Origin of the sequence: Pseudomonas sp. (assembly GCF_026224925.1) — a bacterium.
In the GTDB taxonomy this organism is placed as follows: domain Bacteria; phylum Pseudomonadota; class Gammaproteobacteria; order Pseudomonadales; family Pseudomonadaceae; genus Aquipseudomonas.
Genome location: NZ_JAMFRV010000118.1, coordinates 1 through 4,768, shown reverse-complemented (window position 1 = coordinate 4,768; position 4,768 = coordinate 1). Strand labels below are relative to the sequence as shown.

The 4,768-nt window shown below is 57.6% G+C and carries 5 protein-coding genes; all 5 read left to right on the top strand.

Features of this window, described 5'->3' with window-relative positions:
* Positions 1-725: iron-containing alcohol dehydrogenase (locus tag M0974_RS05310; RefSeq protein ID WP_297833671.1), on the top strand; the 725-nt coding region annotated here is incomplete at its 5' end.
* A gap of 98 nt (positions 726-823) precedes the next feature.
* Positions 824-2,254 (top strand): hypothetical protein, encoded by a 1,431-nt coding sequence (locus M0974_RS05305; protein ID WP_297833669.1) that lies wholly within the window; start codon positions 824-826, stop codon positions 2,252-2,254.
* Between the two features lie 124 nt (positions 2,255-2,378).
* The gene (gene rpe / locus M0974_RS05300) at positions 2,379-3,053 is read left to right on the top strand and encodes a ribulose-phosphate 3-epimerase (protein WP_297833667.1); all 675 of its coding nucleotides are present in this window, start codon (positions 2,379-2,381) and stop codon (positions 3,051-3,053) included.
* A complete protein-coding gene (locus tag M0974_RS05295) occupies positions 3,050-3,868 on the top strand; it encodes a phosphoglycolate phosphatase (RefSeq protein ID WP_297833664.1) in 819 nt (272 codons plus the stop codon). The genes rpe and M0974_RS05295 overlap by 4 nt, the downstream gene beginning before the upstream one ends.
* A 68-nt stretch (positions 3,869-3,936) precedes the next feature.
* A partial coding sequence (locus M0974_RS05290) for a chorismate-binding protein (protein ID WP_297833660.1) occupies positions 3,937-4,768 on the top strand: 832 nt, incomplete at its 3' end.

The window sequence follows — 4,768 nt, the reverse complement described above, 5'->3', positions numbered from 1 at the left end:
CCGAAGTGACCAACGTGGCGATCTTTTCAGATAAACAAGCGCAGCTGAAAAAGGGCATCGTCAGCGACTACTTGTTGCCAGACGTTGCGCTGGTCAGTCCGACCATGACCCTCAGTTGCCCGCGCAGCGTGACGGCAGCCAGCGGTGTTGATGCGTTGGTGCACGCTATCGAATCGTACTTGTCAGTCAACAGCTCGCCGATCACCGACGCGCTGGCCATCGGCGCCATTAAGTTAATCGCCAAGGCGCTGCCCAAGGCCTACGCCAATCCGAGCAACCTCGCCGCCCGGGAAGACATGGCTACCGCCAGCCTGATGGCCGGCATGGCGTTTGGTAATGCCGGGGTCGGCGCCGTGCATGCGTTGGCCTATCCGCTGGGCGGGCGTTTCAACATTGCCCACGGCGTGAGTAACGCGTTGCTGCTGCCGTACGTCATGGCATGGAACAAAATGGCCTGCGTCGAGCGGTTCCGCGACATCGCCGAAGCCATGGGCGTGCGCACCGCGCATCTTAGCGACAAGGACGCCGCCGATCAGGCTGTTCAGGCCATGACCGATTTGTGTGTCGCCGTGGATATTCCTTCCGGCATGCGGGCGTTCAATGTGCCGGAAGATGCCATTCCAGCCATGGCCGAAGAGGCCAGCAAAATCGACCGGCTGATGCGCAATAACCCACGCAAGCTCACCGCCGCCGACATCGAGAAGATCTACCGCGCCGCTTATTGAGTGCACTGATCCAACCCTCGCGCGCCCAAGCTTAGTCCTTGAGCGCGCTGTAGGTGTGCGTTACGCCGCAACTAAAACTAATAAGACAGGTGCCGTTCATGTCCAATCTTCCAGAAACGGGTCGCGAAAGCCCTTACATCCCGCTTGGCCCGTTCAAAGTGCGTTTGCCGTTCATCCACTACAACTTCGAGATGCCGGATTATCTCCAGGGCTTATTGATGTGCGCGGTGGACCTGGCGGCTATTCCGTTGATGGTGGAACTGCTGGGCATGCCCTTTGAAGTCGCGTTGGCAGTGGTCATGCTCAACGGCCTGCTGTATCTCACGCACCATCTACTAGGTGATCCGACCGTACCGGGCTGGATTACACCAGCAGTGCCGCTATTAATGGCGTACTGCGCGCACTTCCCGATGGGGCCAGAGCGTGTCCACGCCTTGATTGCATTCCAAATGATGCTCGGGGTGTTTTCCATCGCCCTCGGTGCAACAGGGATGGCGAAGAAAGTGGTGGCTTATGTGCCTTCGGCGATCAAGTCCGGGATCATTATGGGCGCGGGCTTAAGTGCGGTCAGCGCCGTGTTTCAGGTGGGCGGAAAGTTTGACGTGCTGCCGTGGACGATTTCGATCACCATCGGTATCGCGTTTTATCTGATTTTCTCCCAGCATTTTCAAGCGCTGAAGCTACGCAATAAGCTGTGGTGGAATTTCGCCAAACTGGGCATCTTGCCGATCATCTTGTTGGCGGTGGTCATCGCGCCGCTGTTCCATGAGGCGCCGTGGCCGACGATCCAGTGGGGCTTCAGCAAGCCTGACTTTGCCGGGCTGTGGAACAACTACACGATCTTCGGTCTGGGCATGCCGCCGCTGTCGATGTTCATTACCGCGTTCCCGACCATGCTCGCCGTGTACATCATCGTCTTTGGCGATGTGCTCAGCGCCAAAGTGTTGTTGGACGAAGCGCAGCAGATTCGTACTGATGAAAACGTCGATTACAACCCGGACCGCGCCCACCTGATTTTCGGCGCGCGCAATGCCTTCATGAGTGTTTTCGGTCCAGACGTGGCCATGTGTGGGCCGAAGTGGGCGGCAATGCTGGTGGTGGTGATCGAGCGTTTCAAAGGCGGGCCGAAGGCGATGAAGTCGATTTACGGTGGTGTCGGCTCGTTTCGTTGGGGCACCAACACCGGCCTGTTATTGCTGCCCGTGGTGACCTTGGTGCAGCCAATTTTGGGTGTGGCGTTGGCGCTGACCTTGTTGATTCAGGGTTACGTCAGTGTGCGTCTGGGCATCCTCGAAGCCCGCAGCCAGCGTGACCTCGGGATCGCCGGGGTGATCGGCGCGGTGCTTGCGGTAAAAGGCGCCAGTTGGGCCTTCGCCATTGGCGTAGTGCTGTGCCTGCTTATTTACGGCAAGAACTTCTTCAAGGGCGAGAACGACAAGACGTTTACCAAGGATCTCGGGGCGGTGGATGCCAAGCCGGTGGTTGTGCGTCCGGTGGTGCGTGCGGTATCTGAGACTGTTGTTGATTGACCCATACCCTGTGGGGGGAAGAGTGTCGATAGCGCATTCATCGGCACTTGTACTGCTTCAGGGCGCTGGCGATCACTCATGAGGTACAATGCGCGCCACCGTGATTATGCTCAAAAGGTGCGTCATGCAGCCCTTCGTTATTGCTCCGTCGATTCTCTCCGCTGACTTCGCCCGTCTGGGCCAGGAAGTGGACAATGTTTTAGCCGCTGGTGCCGACACCGTGCACTTCGATGTGATGGACAATCACTACGTGCCGAACCTGACCATCGGGCCGATGGTGTGTACTGCACTGCGCAAATACGGCATCACCGCACCCATTGATGTTCATTTGATGGTTAGCCCGGTTGATCGCATCATCGGCGACTTTATTGAAGCCGGCGCCACCTACATCACCTTTCACCCGGAAGCTACTTTGCACATCGACCGCTCACTGCAGTTGATTCGCGAAGGCTGCTGCAAGGCGGGTTTGGTATTTAACCCGGCCACGCCGCTGAACCTGCTTGAGTACGTGATGGACAAGGTCGACATGATCTTGTTGATGAGCGTCAACCCGGGTTTCGGCGGACAGAAATTCATTCCCGGTACTCTGAACAAGCTGCGTGAAGCGCGGGCATTGATCGATGCGTCGGGTTATGACATCCGTCTGGAAATCGACGGCGGCGTGAATGTGAATAACATTCGTGAAATCGCCGCGGCCGGTGCTGACACTTTTGTCGCGGGTTCGGCGATTTTCAACGCCCCGGATTACAAAGAAGTCATTCAGAAAATGCGTGCAGAACTGGCGCTGGCCCGCCCATGACCGGCTTCGAGCAGTTGTTTCCCGGCCGTTTGCCGAAATTGGTGATGTTCGACCTGGATGGCACATTGGTTGACTCAGTGCCGGACTTGGCGGCCGCGGTCGATAGCATGCTGCTCACGCTCGGGCGTCCTCCCGTGGGTATCGAAGCGGTGCGTATCTGGATCGGTAACGGCGCACGGGTGTTGGTGCGCCGTGCGCTGGCCAACGATTTCGAGCACGCAGCAGTGAGTGAAGCCGACACCGAAGAGGCGTTGGCGATATTCATGGAGATTTACGCCGGTAGCCACGCGCTAACCAAGGTTTACCCCGGTGTGCGTGAAACCTTGAAGTGGATGCAAAAGCAGGGCGTGCAAATGGCCCTGATCACCAACAAGCCGGAACGGTTCGTCGCGCCGCTGTTGGATGAGCTGAAACTGGGACGGTTTTTCCGCTGGATCATCGGTGGCGACACCATGCCTCAGCAGAAGCCTGATCCCGCCGCGTTGTTTTTCGTGATGAAAATGGCCGGTATCCCGGCCTCTCAGTCATTGTTTGTCGGAGACTCGCGCAACGATGTGCTGGCAGCGAAAGCAGCGGGTGTGGCCTGTGTCGCCTTGAGCTACGGCTATAACCATGGCCGACCCATTGAAGAAGAATCGCCCGCGTTAGTCATAGATGACCTGCGCAAGCTGCTCCCCGGTTGCTTAGATCCTGCGGCTGAGCTAACGTTGGTCGACCTCAATTGCCCCCCTAAAAGAGATTCCATCGTGGTGGTTACCCGCAAACTCTGGATGAAAGTCATCAAGGCCCTGGCCCGTTGGCGTTGGCGCGCCTGACTTGATTTTGGCCGGCTCCCCGGCGTGTTTGCATACCTGACCGTTTACCTCAAGCCACGAGGCTGATCATGATCCGCGAAGAATTCCTGCGTTTGGCCGCTGCCGGTTACAACCGTATCCCGCTTGCCTACGAAACCCTTGCCGACTTCGACACGCCGCTGTCGATCTACTTGAAACTGGCCGACCAACCGAACTCCTATTTACTGGAGTCGGTGCAGGGCGGTGAGAAATGGGGTCGTTACTCCATCATCGGCCTGCCGTGCCGCACCGTGATGCGCGTTCACGAGCAGCAGATCAGCGTGACCCTGGACGGTGTTGAAATTGAACATCTGGAAAGCGAAGATCCGCTGGCCTTCGTCGAAGAGTTCAAGGCGCGCTACAACGTGCCCACTATTGCCGGATTGCCACGCTTCAACGGCGGCCTCGTTGGTTACTTCGGCTACGACTGCGTACGGTATGTCGAGAAGCGCTTGGGCAAGTGCCCGAACCCGGACCCGTTGGGCGTGCCGGATATTTTGCTGATGGTGTCTGATGCCGTGGTGGTGTTCGATAACCTAGCGGGCAAGATGCATGCAATCGTGTTGGTCGATCCTGCTGAAGCCAATGCGTACGAAAACGGTCAGGCGCGCCTTGAAGCGCTGATGGAGAAGCTCCGTCAGCCAATTACCCCGCGTCGCGGTTTGGACCTGACCCGTCCGCAAGCCCCTGATCCGATCTTCCGTTCGAGTTTCACCCAAGACGATTATGAGCGGGCGGTGAACACCATCAAGGAATACATTCTTGCCGGTGATGTGATGCAAGTGGTTCCGTCGCAGCGTATGTCCATCGACTTCAAAGCGGCGCCAATCGATTTGTATCGCGCGCTGCGTTGCTTCAACCCGACGCCTTATATGTACTTCT